Source organism: Streptomyces sp. NBC_00442, from assembly GCF_036014195.1.
In the GTDB taxonomy this organism is placed as follows: domain Bacteria; phylum Actinomycetota; class Actinomycetes; order Streptomycetales; family Streptomycetaceae; genus Streptomyces.
This window is the reverse complement of sequence record NZ_CP107918.1, coordinates 889,685-905,492: the sequence shown is the minus strand read 5'-3', so window position 1 is coordinate 905,492 and position 15,808 is coordinate 889,685. Positions and strand designations below refer to the sequence as shown.

Genomic DNA, 15,808 nt, shown 5'->3' with positions numbered 1-15,808 from the left:
GGGGCGCGGCGGTGGGGGTACCGAAGGGCCGGGGCGACCGCGGCCCCCGGGTGTCGGGGCATGGCGGAGCGGACCCGGTGGCCCTCGGGCCGAGCTGATCAGTTGGCGTGAAATGCGGCGTGCTCTTGCGCGACTGTAAAATTGCATATGTCACATGGCTTGTGAAGGGAGTGCGGGTAAACCGCAGGCAATTCCTGGGAGTTGGGAGGCCGCGGCGGTCCGTCTCCCTACCGTGGGGGCATGCGAGGAGACCGTGAGGACGACGTGGTCGTGGACGGCGGGGCCGAGGTGCCGGTGCCGGCCGACGGTGAGACCTGGGTGGTCGGTGCGGTGATCCTCAACCCGCGGGGCGAGGCCTTCGCGCAACGGCGCGGGCCCGGCCGGCGGCTCTTCCCCGACTGCTGGGACATCGTGGGCGGGCACGTCGAGCCCGGAGAGTCCCTCGTGGAGGCCCTCGCCCGCGAGGTGACGGAGGAGACCGGCTGGCGGTTGCGGCGCGTACGGGCGTTGCTGGGCGTCTGCCACTGGACGGGGGACGACGACGGCCGGGTCCGGCAGGAGGCCGACTACCTGGTGGAGGTCGACGGAGACTTGGACCACCCCGCCCTCGAGTGGTCCAAGCACACCGCCTACGGCTGGTTCGGGCCCGATGACCTGCCGCGCCTCAAGGAGGGCCGCGCTCCGCAGGGGTTCTTCATCCACGACCTGATCGCCTCGGCCCTGCGGGGCCACTGAGCCAACGCGCCCGGCTCCGCCGCCCGTTCGGGCTAGTACGAGGTGGGGCGCAGGATCAGGCAGAGAAAGCCGAACGAGTCCCGGTAGGTGCGCAGCCATTCCGTGCGGTGGACGGCCGCCGCCTCCAGGGCCTGCGGGCCGTCGGGGTCGTCCGGGTGGTCAAGGGCCCACGCCGCGAGCGACCCCGTCCAGGACCACTCGTAGGCGTCGAGCTCCCCGCGCGTACTGATGTGGGCCTCGACCGGTGTCCAGCCGTCGGCCACGACATCGTCGAGGGTGGTCGCCAGGTCGCTCAGCTCGCCCAGCATCTCGACGGCCTCCGGTGTGGGTTCGCGCTCCCAGAACCCGTCGCCGACCAGGACGTGTCCGCCGGGTGCCAGGTGCTTGCGGGCGGCCGCGAGCGTGCGGAGCAGGCCCCCGTGGGCGTGCGTGGCCCCGACGCTGAGCACCAGGTCGAAGGGGGCGGCGGCGGTGAAGTCCGCCGCGTCGCGCTGGTGGAGGGTGAGTCGCTCGCCGACGCCGCGCGCCCCGGCCGCGGCGCGGGCGTGCGCCAGGGCCCGCTCGGATATGTCGACGCCCTCCGCCCGCAGGTGGGGGTGGTCGGCGAGCGCACGCAGCAGCCACTCGCCACCTCCGCAGCCGAGGTCCAGGACGCGGGCGTCGGGGCGCGGGACGGCGCGTTTCAGCAGCCGGTGCACGGCGGCGTCGTCGACGGGGGCCGCGATGGGGTGGTTGGCGTGGGCGAGCAGGGAGATCTGTTCACGGTTCATCGGGCGAGTGTCGCAGGGGGCGCCGGGCGCGTCATCAGTCGTGCGGCGATCGCGCCGAGCGGGCGAGCCGGTCGGCGAAGTCGGCGACGAGGGAGCGGAGTTCGACGGGGCGATCGATGACGAACGGCCGGTCGAGCGAGGCGATCACGGCAGGCAGCCAGTCGAGTTGCTCGACCCTCAACTCGACGCGGAACCAGGCGGGTTGGGCCCCCGTGTCCGCGCCGGCCGCGGCGGGAACCTCGGTGAGCGTCGCCAGGCCGGCCGGCATGCGGGACCGGATCTGCTCGGCCGTCCCCTGGACGCGCAGGCTCACCGCGTGTGCGTACGGGGCCGTGGCGAGCCCGGTCAGGACGCGCTCGGCGGGGTCGACCCCGGCGGGCGGCTCGAACGAGCCGGGCAGCGTACGGGCGTCGAGGACGCGGTCGACGCGGAAGGTCCGGTCCTCACCGATCGCGGGGTCGGCGCCGGTGACGTACCACCTGCCCGCATGGGCGACCAGGCCGTACGGGTGCAGGGTGCGCTCGCTGCGGCGGCCGTCGGCGGAGGCGTACCGGATGCGGACCGGCCGGTGGTGGCGCACGGCGTCGGCAAGGGGAAGCAGGATGCTGCTGCGAGGAGCGGCGGGCGGTGCGAGCCCCGGAGCCGGTGCGGCCGCCCGGGGCCCGTCGCCCGGCGGGGCGGATGCGGCGGGCCGTCCTTCGCGCGGGCGGGATACGGAAGGCGGGCCGGCGGTGCCCGCTGGGGCGGACGGGGCGGACGGGGCAGGTGGGGTGGACGGGGCGGACGGGCGGATCGGGTCCGTTGGGTCGGATGGGGTGTGTGGGCCGGTCGTGTCCGTTGGGTCGGATGGGGTGTGTGGGCCGGTGGTGTCCGCCGGGTCGGATACGAAAGGGGGGCCGGTCGGGCTCGCCGCGGCCGGTGGGGCGCTCGGGCCCGTCGGGCCCGTCGGGGCGGACCGCTCGGCCGCGGAGGTGAACGCCAGGGAGTCGAGGACGGCGTCGAGGCGCTCGCCGAGCCGTTCGGGCAACACGCGCCGGACCTTCGCCGCGGCCGTCTCGCTCGCCACGCCCGCGCTCGTCATCAGCCCCGCCCGCCGCCCGGCGACCAGACCGAGCAGCACCGCGAGTGCTTCGTCGTCGCTCAGCATGAGGGGCGGCATCCGGTAGCCGGAGGCGAGCCGGTAGCCGCCGTAGCGTCCGCGCACCGACTCGACGGGCACGTCGAGTTCGAGCAGATGCCGCACATAGCGCCGCACCGTGCGCTCGTCGACGTCGAGCCGCCCGGCGAGTTCGGACACCGTGCGGGTGCCGCCGGACTGGAGGAGTTCGAGGAGCGTGAGCACGCGCGCGGTGGGTCGGGCCATGCCGCAAGTATCGCGTGAATACCGGGCGGATTCTGTCCGGTATTGGTCATAGCGTGTGGTCGGAGGCGCGGAACGCACCTCGGCCATCGACATCTCAGTTCGGAGAGCACCATGGACTTCGTCTCGATCCGCGTGATCACCGCGGACATCTCCCGTCTCGTCGGCTTCTACGAGCGGGCCACGGGGGTGCGGGCGGCCTGGTCGACCGACGACTTCGCCGAGCTCAGGACCGCCTCGGCCACGCTGGCGATCGGCAGCACCCGTACCGTCCCGATGTTCGCCCCCGGCGCCGCGCGCCCCGCCGACAACCGGAGCGTCATCCTCGAATTCCGCGTCGACGACGTGGACGACGTCCACCGCGACCTGGTCGGCTCCGGCCTCGTCGAGGAGTTCGTCCAGGTGCCCACCACCATGCCGTGGGGCAACCGCTCGATGCTGCTGCGCGACCCCGACGGCCACCTCGTCAACTTCTTCACTCCGGTCACCGAGGACGCGCTCGCGAGGCTCGGCGGCTGAGGCCGTCCGCCCCGGCCGCCCGACCCGGCCGTCCGCCCCGGCTCAGGCCGCGGCCACCTCCGTGCGGCGGGCCAGGGCGTCCGAGGTCCGCACCGTGATGCAGAGCGACGCGGCGAGGGTCAGGACCAGGGCGGCGCCCACGGTGATGATGCTGCCGCTCGCCACCGGCGCGGGGCTGCCCGCCTCGGAGCGGGCCGAGCCGCTGAGGAAGGGGAGCACGGCCAGGACGGCGAGCCCCAGGGCGACCTCGGCCCAGACGACCTTCGGGAAGTGACGCAGCGTCAGATGGAACAGGGAGGCCGTGGCGTCGGCGCGGCGGGCGCGGGCGATGCGGGGCATCAGCCAGAACTGGTTGACGCCGCCGGCCGTGACCATGGCGAGCACCAGCACGATCTTGATGAGCAGGAAGAACCCGTAACTCGTGGTCCACAGCTGGGCGATGCCGCCGACGTGCTTCCAGCTCATCCACAGGCCCGAGGTGAGGACGGCGCCGACACAGACCAGTGCGACGAGGCTGAAGCGGCGCCACAGGTCGGCCCACAGTGCGCCCGCGCTCGCGCCGAGCCTGCCACGGGTGGTGGCGAGCGCGGCGAGAGCGGCGAGGCCGCCGATCCACACCGTGCCGCTGACGATGTGGACCTGGTCGAGGACGAGGTCGAAGGTCCTGCTCGCGTCCTTCGGCGCGGTGGCCGGTATCGCGCCGACGAGCGTCACGGCGAGCGCGAGGGGGAGAGCGGTGAGGGCGAGCGCGTCGAGGTGTCTTCGAACCCGTGGGAAGAAGAGCGCGACGAGCACGGTGGATGCCAGGACCACGAGGATGTTCTGCACCCCGTAGATCGTTCCCTGCGCCACCCAGGCGCCCTTGGCCGCGGGGGCGTTCAGGAAGTCCCCGATGGCGCCCGGCACGAGGGCGTCTTCGAACGGCATGCCCTTGCCGGCCCTGGCCACGCGGCCCGCGAGCTGGAAGTAGCCGCTCACGAGCAGCACGAGTCCGGACCAGGCCAGGTGGAGCGCCGTCCGCCGGCGCAGCACGTCGATGTCGCCGCGCCCGTGGCCCGGTGAGCGCAGGGCGGGGCGGACGGTGGCCGCGTAGGTCACGGCGGCGCCGATGGCCCCGGACAGGCCGAGGAAATAGCCGGATTTGGTAAGGATTCGCCAGAGCGGGGGCGTGGTGTAGGCGGCGGAGGCGGCCACGTGAACGAGAGTCATGAAAGGTGAGGCTAGCCTAAGTAAGCCAAGCCTTGGTTGTTCGTCCGGGGCTTGGACCTGCGACGACATGGTTGGGGTGCGGAGTCGGTTTTGCTCTCGGCCCGCGTGCGCACGAGGAGCGCGGCCGCGAGCCCGGCGAGGGGGATCAGGCCGTGCCGTCGCGAACTCCGGCCGGTCGGGCGGCGGTCCGGCATCGGGCTCGGCATCCTCTCCGGATCCGTCCAACAGCCGTGCGCGGTACGGGGGTTGAGCGGGGCGGAGGCGTGTGGCAGTGGGGGCGGGAGGCGGTGCTCGCGTGGAAGGCGCAGCACGCGGTGGGCCGGGTCGCAAGCCGGGCGCCACCATGCGGGGCGGAGCGGGCGGGCCTAGCGTGGTGGTGAATGACGTCCCCCGTCGGGATGTCCCGTCAGGACGTTCCCGTCCGGACGTCGTCGTCCGGATGTTCCTCGACCGGCAGGAGGCCTGCCCGTGAGGTACTCACAGAACCAGTGGCGCAGGGCGTGCGCGGGTGTCGCCGCCGCCGCGCTGCTGACCGTACCGGCGGCAGTCGGCAGCGCGTACGCCGCCACCGCGCCCCCTGCGCCGTCCCCCTCCACCTCGGCGTCCGCGTCGAGCGGATCGGGCTTCACCCAGCTCACCCCGGCCGTCACCGCGCGCCTGGACGCCGCGATCCAGAAGGTCATGCGCGAGGCGAACGTCCCGGGTGTGTCCGTCAGCGTGTCGGCGCCCGGCAAGGGGACGTACCTCAAGTCCTTCGGCGTCGCCGACAAGGCGACGGGCAGGCCGATGACGCCGGACCTCTTCGTGAGGATCGGCAGCGAGACCAAGACGTTCACCGTGACCGCCCTGCTCGAACTGGTCGACCGGGGCAAAGCAGGCCTGGACGATCCGATCGGGAAGTACATCAAGGGCGTCCCCAACGGGGACAAGATCACGCTGCGCCAGCTCGCCGAGATGCGGAGCGGTCTGCCCAGCTACACGGAGGACCCGGCGTTCGTCCAGGCGCTGCTCTCCGACCCGAAGCGGCCATTCACCCCGCAGCAGCTGCTCGCCTACGCCTACAAGCAGCCGATCCAGTTCCCGCCCGGAACGAAGTACTTCTACTCCAACACCAACCTGATCCTGCTGGGTCTGGTCGTGGAGAAGCAGGGCGGCATGCCGCTCCGGAACTTCATCGCGCAGAACGTCCTCAAGCCGGCCGGTCTCAAGAACACCAGCTTCCCGGTCGGCGCCGAGTTCCCCAGCCCGCATCCGCAGGGCTACACCAACCAGACCCTTGACGGCAAGGAAGCGGTCACCACCAACTGGAACCCCTCCTGGGGCTGGGCGGCCGGCGCGATGATCTCCACGCTCCCGGACCTGAAGAGCTGGGCCCGTACGGTCGCGACCGGCACCCTGCTGTCCCCGAAGACGCAGGCCGAGCGGCTCAAGGTCATCCCGACCGGGATTCCGGGCGCCGGGTACGGCCTGGGCATCATCAACGTCCAGGGCTGGATCGGCCACAACGGATCGCTGCCCGGCTACGAGACCCTGACCGTGTACCTGCCCGAGTCGCAGGCCACGATGGTCGTGGTCCTCAACACGGACATCCTGGACGGCAAGACGGAACCCAGCACGCTCTTCGGCCAGGCGGTCAGCAGCATCGTGACGCCGGGGCACGTGTTCAACCTGCCGGTGCCCGAGCCGCGTCCGTCCTCGTCGGCGTCGCCGTCATCCTCGTCCTCGCCGTCCTCCTCGGCTTCGGCCAGCCCCTCGTCGGGGTGAGCGGGGGGCGCCGGTCGGGCCCCTACGACGGCGGCGGCCCGCTCCCCGAGGGAGCGGGCCGCCGCCGTCGACAGGCACCGGACGTCAGTCGGTGCCGGACTCCATCGCCGCTCGGTCCAGGAGCTCGTCGTCGGCCGAGACCTCACCGCGCGAGGCGATGACTTCCGCGCCGCCCTCCGGCATGGCGCCGATGAGTCCGGTCGCCGCGGCCTGGGCGGCTCCGATCAGCTCGGGGTGCGCGGTGCCGACGATGCCGAGGCCCGCGTACTGCTCCAGGCGGGCGCGCGAGTCGGCGATGTCGAGGTTGCGCATCGTGAGCTGGCCGATCCGGTCCACCGGGCCGAAGGCCGAGTCCTCGGTGCGCTCCATCGAGAGCTTGTCGGGGTGGTAACTGAACGCGGGACCCGTGGTGTTGAGGATCGAGTAGTCCTCGCCGCGCCGCAGCCGCAGCGTCACCTCGCCGGTGACGGCGGAGCCGACCCAGCGCTGGAGCGACTCGCGGACCATCAGCGCCTGCGGGTCCAGCCAGCGGCCCTCGTACATCAGCCGGCCGAGACGGCGGCCCTCGTTGTAGTACTGGGCGAGGGTGTCCTCGTTGTGGATCGCGTTGACGAGGCGCTCGTACGCCGCGTGCAGCAGCGCCATGCCGGGGGCCTCGTAGATGCCGCGGCTCTTCGCCTCGATGATCCGGTTCTCGATCTGGTCGGACATGCCCATGCCGTGGCGGCCGCCGATGGCGTTGGCCTCCATCACCAGGTCGACGGGGGAGGCGAAGTCCTTGCCGTTGATCGTGACCGGGCGGCCCTGGGCGAAGCCGATCGTCACGTCCTCGGTGGGGATCTCGACCGACGGGTCCCAGAACCGTACGCCCATGATCGGCTCGACGGTCTCGACACCCGTGTCCAGGTGTTCGAGGGTCTTGGCCTCGTGGGTGGCGCCCCAGATGTTGGCGTCCGTGGAGTACGCCTTCTCGGTGCTGTCGCGGTAGGGCAGGTCGTGGGCGAGAAGCCACTCCGACATTTCCTTGCGGCCGCCGAGCTCGGTCACGAAGTCCGCGTCGAGCCAGGGCTTGTAGATCCGCAGGTGCGGGTTGGCGAGCAGGCCGTAACGGTAGAACCGCTCGATGTCGTTGCCCTTGAAGGTCGAGCCGTCGCCCCAGATCTGGACGTTGTCCTCCAGCATCGCCCGCACCAGCAGGGTGCCGGTGACGGCACGGCCCAGCGGGGTGGTGTTGAAGTAGGCGCGGCCGCCCGAGCGGATGTGGAAAGCGCCGCACGCGAGCGCGGCCAGGCCCTCCTCGACCAGGGCCGCCCGGCAGTCGACCAGGCGCGCGATCTCGGCACCGTAGGCCTGGGCGCGGCCCGGCACCGACGCGATGTCGGGCTCGTCGTACTGGCCGATGTCGGCGGTGTAGGTACACGGGACGGCGCCCTTGTCGCGCATCCACGCGACCGCGACGGAGGTGTCGAGGCCGCCGGAGAAGGCGATGCCGACGCGCTCGCCGGCGGGCAGGGAGGTGAGAACCTTGGACATGGGAAGAGTATTCATCATTCCGAATGTTTATGCAAGCGTCGCGGTGGCCGGAGGGTGGGGGCGAGTGGGGGGCGCCCCCGCGCGGCGCGTTCCGGGCCGGACCAAAACGCCGTCCAGCAGGCCCAACCGGGGATTTCGCAGGGCTAGTTGACGTAGTACGGCCAGGGACCTGACCAAGTGTTCCGGGGGCGGCCGCCGGGCGCGAAACCGCCGGCCGCGGGCCCCTAGCGTTCCTGCGTACTCAAGTTCTCCGGCATGGAAAAGGAGGTGGCGTGATGCCGTCCCGCAGTTCGACACCGGCGCTGCTCGCGTTGTCGCTGGGCTATTTCAGTCTGGGCACGATCTCACTGGCGGTGGTCGGGCTCAACGGCCCCATCGGAGACGATCTGCACGTGGCGCCGGCGCGCGTGGGCTTCCTGGTCACCGTCTTCGCACTCACGTTCGCCCTGTTCGCCCCGGCGGCCCCCATCCTGCTGCGCCGCTGGAACCGCAAGCGGGTCCTGCTGCTCGGGATCGGTCTGCTCACCGTGGGCGCGGTGCTCGGTGCGGTCGCGCCCGGCTACGGCTTCCTCGCCGCCACGCGGGTCGTCGGCGCGATGGGGGCGGCCGTCTTCGGACCCGGCGCCTCGGCGGCCGGGTCCCTGATCGTCCCGCCCGAGCGCAGGCAGCGCGCCCTCGCCACCGTCTTCGCCGGAATGACGGCGGCGGCGGTCCTCGGGGTGCCGCTCGCCTCGTTCCTCGGCGGCAGCTTCGGCTGGCGCCCGGCGATGCTCGGCGTGGCCGCGCTCTCGGCGCTCGGATGCCTGCTCGTCGCGGTGTACGTACCAGACATCCCCTCCGGCGAGCCGCCCACGGTGAAGGCCTACCGCGAGACCCTGCGCACACCGGCCGCGCTCTCGACCGTCTCGACGACGCTGCTGTTCATGGCGGCGCAGTTCACCGTCTACGGCATCGCGGGCGCCTACCTCAAGGAACGCTTCGACGCCTCCCCGGGACTGATCTCGGTCACCCTGCTCGCCTTCGGCGTCATCGGTGTCCTCGGCAACGCCGCGTCGCCCCGGATCGCCGAGAAGCTCGGCGGCTTGCGCACCATCACCATCGCGGTCGCCGGCCTCGCCGCCGGATTCCTGCTCCTCCTCATCGCCCCGCACTCCGAGCCGGGCCTCGTGCTCTTCGCGATCTGGGCGTTCTTCAGTCAGATGTACCAGGCGCCCCAGCAGGCCCGGCTCGTGGACCTGCTGCCCGCACAGCCCGGCCTGATCCTGGCGATGAACGCCGCCGCCCTCTACCTCGGCATGAGCCTGGGCAGCTTCATCGGCAGTGCCCTGCTGCCCGACATGGGCGCGGGCCCCATCCCGGCCGTCGCCCTCGCCATTCTCGCCGTCGCCGCCCTCGCGCACGCCTCGTCGGCGCGCAAGATCACGGTGGCCGGGCCCGCCACACCGGTCCCCGCCCCCTAGGCCGTGTCTTCGACGTCCCGTCCGGCGGGCGGGGCTTTGAAGACACTCCCTGGCGGCCCACCAGCCACATCCCGCACCAGACCGTTACGACACCCAATACACCTAGGAGTCACCGTGTCCAACCATGTGCAGCTCGTGCGCGACTACATCGAGAACATCTGGAACGAGGGCCAGACCGACCGCGCCGACGAATACCTGGCCGACGGCCTCATCCAGCACAACCCGAACCTGCCCGACGGCCGCAAGCCCCTGGTCGACTTCATCGAGGGATTCCGCAAGCAGCTGCCCGAGGCCCGCTTCGAGATCCGCCGGATCGCCGGCGACAACGGCCTCGTCTTCACCCACTCGCACTTCCGGCCGGAGCCGGGCCACCGCGGCATGGTCGTCGTCGACGTGTTCCGCATCGACGACGGGCGCATCGTGGAGCACTGGGACGTCCGCGAGGACGTTCCGGAGACCACGGTCAGCGGTCACGACGTCTACTGAGTCCCCGGGGGCCCGAGCCCCGCGGGCGGTTGTCCCGCACGGGCCCGCACGGGCCCACGCGGAAGTGCCCCGCACCAGGAAGCCTGGTGCGGGGCACTTCCGCGTGGACCGGGGGGATCAGCCGGGGGGATCAGCCGAGGGCGGGCAGCGCGACCCCGGTGAGGGACTCGCTCAGCTCGCGCAGCCTGGCGCGGGCCGCCGCGTCGTAGGCCTGGGCGCCGGCCCGCGAACGCCGGTCCCGGTCGAAGTACTCCCCGCTCACCTCGGTGAGCGCGGGGTCGGTGACCAGCCGTGCCACATTGCGCATGCCCTCGGCGACCGTGCTCTGCGGGGTGAACAGACCGACCACCATCTTGGTCGGCATGTACGAGGCCGGGTGCAGCGCGTTCACCGTCACCCCCGTGCCCGCCAGCCGCTCCGTGAGGTCCACGGTCAGGCTGACCTGCGCCAGCTTCGCCTGACAGTAGGCCTGCACCCCGTCCCAGCGGCGCTCCAGCATGACGTCGTCGAAGTCGATCGGGGCCTGCCCGGCCGAGCTGACGTTGACGATGCGGGCCGGGGCGGAGCGCACCAGGAGCGGGGCGAGCCGGCAGCTGAGCATGTGCGCCGCCAAGTAGTCGACCTGGAAGGTCAGTTCAAGGCCGTCGCGGCTGTCCTGGCGGGCCAGCTCCACGCCGATGCCGGCGTTGTTCACCAGGACGTCGAGACGGACATGACGCGCCAGCACACGATCGGCGAGTGCGTCGATCTCCTTGAGCGAGGAGAAGTCGGCGAGTTCGAAGGAGCTCCTGTCGTTGCCGGTCTGCTCGCGCAGCTCCGCCAGCAGCTCCTTTCCCTTGCCGGGGTTGCGGCCGTGCAGGATCAACGCGTGTCCCTGGCCGGCGAGTTCATGGGCCAGGGCGCGACCGAGGCCGTCGGTCGCGCCGGTGATGAGGATGGTCTGTTCGGTGGCAGTGGTCATGCGGTTTCACTCCGTGGGATGTCGAAGGGTGCCCCTGCCGTGTTCGGTACGGCCCTCGCGCACGACGCGCCACGGCACCCGGGGCCGCGGTGCCGCCCTCCGATTCCGGCACATCCGCCACCGCCGCGCACGGGCCGCGCGGCGGCCGGCGCGCACTGCGTCAAGTCGTCGCACGGGCTGCGGCAACTCCTCCCGCGCCGCCGCCCGGCTACCGTCGGCGCGCCACATCCTCGCCGGCCGTCGGCGCCGGCAGCTCCGAGGTCCGGGCCGCCCGCTCGCCGTCCCGGTCCTGCCAACTCGCCGACGGGGGAAGGCCGTTGGCCGACAATGCGGCGTCGTAGGCGACGAGAGCGCGCTCGACGTGGCCTTCGCCCCGCCACAGGTCGCCGATCATGCGCCAGTATCCCGAGACCTCGTACGTGGCGGGGAAGTGCCGCAACTGGCGGGCGGCGGCTTCGAGGACCTGCTCGCCGAGAGCGCTCTCACCGCGCAGGAAGTGCACCTCCGCGAGGACGATCCGGGCGTTGACCGTGAGGACGCGTGGCTCGCTGCCGAGCACGTCGAGAGCGCGTTCCGCGTGGGCGGCGGCCCGCGCCAGGTCGCCGAGCGCGATCTCGGCCTGCGCCAGGCAGAGTTCGCAGCGGGTCATCTCGTCGGCGGTGCCGGCCTCGGCGAGCGACTCCCGCGCCTCCAGGAGGAGACGCTTGGCCCGGCCGACATCCGCGTACTCGATCTCCAGCAGAAGCAGCCCGTAGTTCATCTTGAGCGTGGCGACATGGCGCACGTTGTCCTCCTCGGCCATCATCGCCAGCGCCCGCTCGGTGAGGGCCAGGGCCTCGGCCCGCTGGCCGCGCGACTGGGCGATCATCGCCGCGTTCCAGTACACCGCGCCCCGCGCGGCCCGTGCGCCCTGCTTCTCCGCGACCGTGATGAGCCGCTGCGCCATCACGTACGCACGGGTCCGGTCGCCGCGCACGCGGTAACAGCCCATGAGCGTCGAGCCGAGCTGGACGTGATCGACCGTCACCTCGAGGCCCAGGGAGTCCAGCCTGCTCATGGCCCGCTCGCCGATCTCGATGGCGACCGTGACATCGCCCATGGTGCGATAACACCGGCACAGCGCCACGGTCGTACGGCACCACTCGTCCGAGCCCGGCGCCGGTTCGCGGCCGGCCAGGACCTCCTCGAGGAGCGGGATCGCGGCCTCCAGCCTCCCGAGTTTCTCCAGCGCGGTGGCCTGGCCGAGACGGGCGCGGCGCTTCATGGCGGCGTCCAACGGCAGCCCGCCGGTGAGCAGTTCGCTGAACGTCTGCAGCGCCTCGCCGTCCACCCCGTTGCGCAGCGCCATCTCGCCGAAGGCCAGCCTGAGCCTGGCCTCCTCCACCTCGTGCTCGTCGAGCCCCGTACGCAGGTATGCGGCGCTGCAGCCCAGCTTCTCGGCCAGGGTGGCGAGCACCGTCTGTGAAGGGACCCGCTTGCCGGCCTCGATCAGTGACACATAGCTGGTGGAGATCTCGTCGGACGCGAGGTCCTGCTGCTTGAGGCCGCGCCGGACCCGGAGCTCCCGCAAGCGCCGGCCCAGGCCGAGGGGGGAGGAGGGCTCAGAGTGATCCACGGCGACTCCCTTGAGCAACGGTGCTTGACTCCGATCATTACAAGCGATGTTACTCACCCGCAAGCGCCCGCATCGGGACTCTTCGGCCCCGGCCACCGCGGATCGGCCACCCCGCCACGCGTGGATCGGCCACCCCGCACCCGCGGATCGGAGCACCGGCCTCCGGCGGATCGGAGCGCCGGCCTCCGGCGGATCGGAGCACCGGCCTCCAGCGACCGTGGCCAGGCCTCAGCTCACCGGCGGGAGTTCCTCCGCTTCCCGGCGCGGCGGGACCGGGGATCGCGTCCCGCCGTGACCGGACGTTCCCTTCGACCCGTACGGGAAGTGGCAGGCCACGGTGTGTCCGGCCGGGGCATCCGCACCGACCGGCGCCAAGGGCTCGCGCTCGCACACCCCGCGCCGCTCCTCGCCGAGCGCGGCGTACACCGGGCACCGCCGACGGAAGCCGCAGCCCGTCAACGGGCCTTCGCCGCGCGGGGGTTCGCCGGGCAGCACGATACGGGTGCGGGCCCGCTCGGCGACCGGGTCGGGCAGGGGGACGGCGGACAGCAGGGCCCGGGTGTAGGGGTGGCGCGGGGCGCCGAAGACGGCGTCGACCGGGCCGCTCTCCACGGTCCGGCCGCCGTACATCACGGCCACCCGGTCGGCGATCTGGCGCACCACGGCCAGATCGTGCGTGACGAACAGGCAGGCGGGGCCCTGCTCGGCCCGCAGCCCGCGCAGGAGATCGAGGATGCCGGCCCGCACGGACACGTCGAGCGCCGACACCGGCTCGTCGAGCAGCAGGAGTTCGGGCCGTACGGCCAGGGCCCGTGCGAGCGCGATGCGCTGGCGCTGCCCGCCGGAGAAGTGGTGCGGGCGGCGCTCGGCGTCCGCGGCGTCCAGGCCGACCCGGCGCAGCAGCTCGGGCACCCGCGCCACGACGTGCTCCCGGGCCGCGCCCTGGGCGCGCAGCGGCTCGGCCACGATGTCGGCGACCCGCATGCGCGGGTCGAGGCTGGCCATCGGGTCCTGCACGAGGATCTGCACCGTGCCGCGCAGCTTGCGGACATCGGCGCGGCTCAGCGCGGCCGTGTCGTACCCGGCGACCTCGATGACCCCGGCGGCGGGGGCGGCGAGGGCGATGATCTCCATCAGGGTGGTGGTCTTCCCCGAACCCGACTCGCCGACCAGCGCCACCGTCTCACCCCGCCCGACCTCCAGGTCCACCCGCTCCAGCGCGACCCGGCCCCGCGGCGTCCGCCGCGCGAACAGGCCCCGCCGGCCGGGCGGTGGAAAGGACTTGGCGAGGCCCGCGACGCGCAGCAGCGGAGCCCCGCCCGGCGCCCGGCCCAGGGGTATGCGGGGCGGCGGGACGGCCGCGGCGGGGAACAGCGTGGACGCGGACCGCCCCGCGAGGGCGTCCGGCCGGAAGCAGGCCGCCATGTGCGGTTCGGGGAGGTCGTGTTCGGGCCGGCCCGCGAACGCGTGACCCGCGGACGGCTCGGCGAGGTTCGTCGCGTCACTGGCCACCGGCGCCGGTTCCGCCGCGGCATCGAAATCCCCCGACGGCGACTCGGCTGCGTGGAGGGCGAGTTGGGGCTCCGCGTCGTGGCACGCCTCGGTCGCCAAGGGGCACCGCGGTGCGAAGGAGCATCCGGATCCCGCGCCGCCCGGCGTGGGTGGGGTGCCCGGGATCGGAGTGAGGGGGACGACGGCGTCCAGGCGGGGCGCCGAACCGAGAAGACCCAGCGTGTACGGCATGCGGGGGCGTGCAAACAGGGCGTCCACGGGGCCCGTTTCGACGATGCGCCCGGCGTACATGACGGCCACCCGGTCGGCCATCCTCGCGATCACCCCGAGGTCGTGGCTGACCAGGAGCAGCGCCGCTCCCGTCGCCCGGCGGGCGCTCTCCAGGGCGTCGATCACCTGGGCCTGGACCGTGGCGTCCAGGGCGCTGGTCGGCTCGTCCGCCACGATCACATCGGGGTCGTTGGCGATCGCCATCGCGATCATGGCGCGCTGGCGCAGCCCGCCGGACAGCTCGTGCGGATACGAACGGGCGACCCGTCCCGGATCGGACACGCCCACCCCGGCCAGGAGTTCGAGAACGCGCCCGCGTGTCAAACACCGTTCCGCGCGCGGCTGTTGGTGGATGCGTAGCGCCTCGCCGATCTGGTCGCCCATGTGCTGCGCCGGGTTGAAGGACGCGAGCGGGTCCTGGAACACCATGGCGATGCGCCGGCCGCGCAGCCGTGCCAGCTCGCGTGCGGGCAGGCCCACGAGTTCGGTGCCGAGCAGCCGCACCGAGCCGCTCGCCCGCGCTCCCGGCGGCAGCAGCCCGAGCAGCGCCAGGGCCGTCGCCGTCTTGCCCGCCCCGGACTCGCCGACCAGGCCCAGTACTTCGCCGCGCCGCAGTGCGAATCCCACCCCGCGCACGACGGGCAGCGGCGCCCGGGACTCTCCGGCGAACGCCACCCGCAGGTCCCTGACCTCCAGCACCGAGGGGGAGTTCATCGCGCGTCCCGTCCCCGGCCGGAGCCGACGTCCAGGACGTCCCGCAGCGCGTCGCCCACCAGGTGCACGGCCAGCACGAGGAGCAGCAGCAGCCCGGCGGGGAAGAAGAACATCCACGGGCAGGTCAGCGCCACATCGCTGCCGGACGCGATGAGCGTGCCCAAGGACACGTCCGGCGGCTGCACCCCGAAACCGAAGTACGACAGGCCCGTCTCGCTGATCACGGCGCCGGCGACCGCGATGGTCGCGTCGGTGATCAGGAACGAGGCGAGGTGCGGCAGGACGTGTCGCACGATGATCCTGAACGGTGCGACACCCATGTGCCGGGCCGCGGCGACGAAAGGGCGCTCGCGCAGCGAGAGCGTCATGATGCGGACCGCCCGCGCGGTGATCATCCAGCCGATCGCGGCCAGCACGAGGGCGAGCGCCGGCCAGCCGAACCGGCGCAGCTTCGGTGCCAGGAGCACGAGGAGCAGGAAGCCGGGGATCACCAGGAGCAGATCGACCACGAACATCAGCACCCGGTCCACCCAGCCCCCGAAGTACCCGGCGCAGGCTCCGAACGCCGCGCCGAGTCCCGTACTCGCCACAGCCACCAGAGCCCCGATGAGCAGAGACTTCTGGAGCCCGCGCACCGTCTGCGCGAACACGTCCTGGCCGATCCGGCTGGTCCCCATCCAGTGCCGGGAACTGGGGCCGTCGCGCAGCGAGGTGTAGTCGATGTCGGTGTGGTTCCAGGGCGTCAGGCAGGGGCCCGCGTACGCCAGCAGGACGAGGCCCGCGATCAGCGCGAGGCCGGTCAGCGCCCCGGGCGACCGCAGCAGTGCCAGGCCGGTCGTGACGCCGCGCCCGCGCGGCGCGGACGGCCGCTCCCGCCGCGCCCCCACCGCCTCCGCGGAC

Annotated in this window: 13 protein-coding genes; 5 read left to right on the top strand and 8 right to left on the bottom strand. The window is 72.7% G+C overall.

What is annotated here, in order from left to right; translation table 11 throughout:
- Positions 1–240: 240 nt before the first annotated feature.
- Entirely contained in the window at positions 241–735 is a 495-nt protein-coding gene (locus OG432_RS04110) for an NUDIX hydrolase (RefSeq protein ID WP_328307801.1), read from the top strand.
- A gap of 32 nt (positions 736–767) precedes the next feature.
- Here the strand turns inward: OG432_RS04110 and OG432_RS04105 are convergent, their stop codons facing one another.
- Together OG432_RS04105 and OG432_RS04100 are read right to left on the bottom strand one after the other, a co-directional pair.
- Positions 768–1,505 carry an SAM-dependent methyltransferase gene (locus OG432_RS04105; protein WP_328307799.1) on the bottom strand — a complete coding sequence of 246 codons (738 nt, stop codon included), beginning with the start codon at positions 1,503–1,505 and terminating at the stop codon, positions 768–770.
- Between the two features lie 34 nt (positions 1,506–1,539).
- Positions 1,540–2,868 carry a helix-turn-helix transcriptional regulator gene (locus tag OG432_RS04100; protein WP_328307797.1) on the bottom strand — a complete coding sequence of 443 codons (1,329 nt, stop codon included), beginning with the start codon at positions 2,866–2,868 and terminating at the stop codon, positions 1,540–1,542.
- A gap of 111 nt (positions 2,869–2,979) precedes the next feature.
- On the opposite strand from OG432_RS04100, the gene OG432_RS04095 reads away from it, so the two are divergent.
- Positions 2,980–3,384: a VOC family protein gene (locus OG432_RS04095; protein WP_328307795.1), complete on the top strand. Its 405-nt coding sequence runs from the start codon at positions 2,980–2,982 to the stop codon at positions 3,382–3,384.
- Positions 3,385–3,426: 42 nt separating this feature from the next.
- On the opposite strand, the gene OG432_RS04090 is transcribed toward OG432_RS04095, so the two are convergent.
- Positions 3,427–4,593 (bottom strand): copper resistance D family protein, encoded by a 1,167-nt coding sequence (locus OG432_RS04090; RefSeq protein WP_328307793.1) that lies wholly within the window; start codon positions 4,591–4,593, stop codon positions 3,427–3,429.
- A 468-nt stretch (positions 4,594–5,061) separates the two neighbouring features.
- Here OG432_RS04090 and OG432_RS04085 point away from each other — a divergent pair, with 468 nt between their 5' ends.
- On the top strand, positions 5,062–6,357 hold the full coding sequence (locus tag OG432_RS04085; RefSeq protein WP_328307791.1) for a serine hydrolase domain-containing protein: 1,296 nt from the start codon (positions 5,062–5,064) through the stop codon (positions 6,355–6,357).
- 84 nt (positions 6,358–6,441) lie between these two features.
- On the opposite strand, the gene argG is transcribed toward OG432_RS04085, so the two are convergent.
- Positions 6,442–7,890: an argininosuccinate synthase gene (gene argG / locus OG432_RS04080; RefSeq protein ID WP_328307789.1), complete on the bottom strand. Its 1,449-nt coding sequence runs from the start codon at positions 7,888–7,890 to the stop codon at positions 6,442–6,444.
- A 275-nt stretch (positions 7,891–8,165) separates the two neighbouring features.
- Between argG and OG432_RS04075 the strand changes: the two genes are divergently transcribed.
- Entirely contained in the window at positions 8,166–9,350 is a 1,185-nt protein-coding gene (locus OG432_RS04075) for an MFS transporter (RefSeq protein ID WP_328307787.1), read from the top strand.
- Positions 9,351–9,464: 114 nt separating this feature from the next.
- Positions 9,465–9,836, top strand: a complete 372-nt coding sequence (locus OG432_RS04070; RefSeq protein WP_328307785.1) for a nuclear transport factor 2 family protein — start codon at positions 9,465–9,467, stop codon at positions 9,834–9,836.
- 130 nt (positions 9,837–9,966) lie between these two features.
- On the opposite strand, the gene OG432_RS04065 is transcribed toward OG432_RS04070, so the two are convergent.
- The 4 genes from OG432_RS04065 to OG432_RS04050 all read right to left on the bottom strand — a co-directional run bounded on the left by OG432_RS04065 (position 9,967) and on the right by OG432_RS04050 (position 15,738).
- Positions 9,967–10,797 carry an SDR family NAD(P)-dependent oxidoreductase gene (locus OG432_RS04065; RefSeq protein WP_328307784.1) on the bottom strand — a complete coding sequence of 277 codons (831 nt, stop codon included), beginning with the start codon at positions 10,795–10,797 and terminating at the stop codon, positions 9,967–9,969.
- Between the two features lie 208 nt (positions 10,798–11,005).
- Positions 11,006–12,412 carry a helix-turn-helix domain-containing protein gene (locus OG432_RS04060; RefSeq protein ID WP_328307782.1) on the bottom strand — a complete coding sequence of 469 codons (1,407 nt, stop codon included), beginning with the start codon at positions 12,410–12,412 and terminating at the stop codon, positions 11,006–11,008.
- Positions 12,413–12,640: 228 nt separating this feature from the next.
- Complete coding sequence (locus tag OG432_RS04055; protein WP_328307780.1) at positions 12,641–14,908, bottom strand: ABC transporter ATP-binding protein; 2,268 nt, start codon at positions 14,906–14,908, stop codon at positions 12,641–12,643.
- Positions 14,905–15,738, bottom strand: a complete 834-nt coding sequence (locus OG432_RS04050; RefSeq protein ID WP_328314991.1) for an ABC transporter permease — start codon at positions 15,736–15,738, stop codon at positions 14,905–14,907. Before OG432_RS04050 ends, OG432_RS04055 begins: the two co-directional genes overlap by 4 nt.
- Between the last annotated feature and the right edge of the window lie 70 nt (positions 15,739–15,808).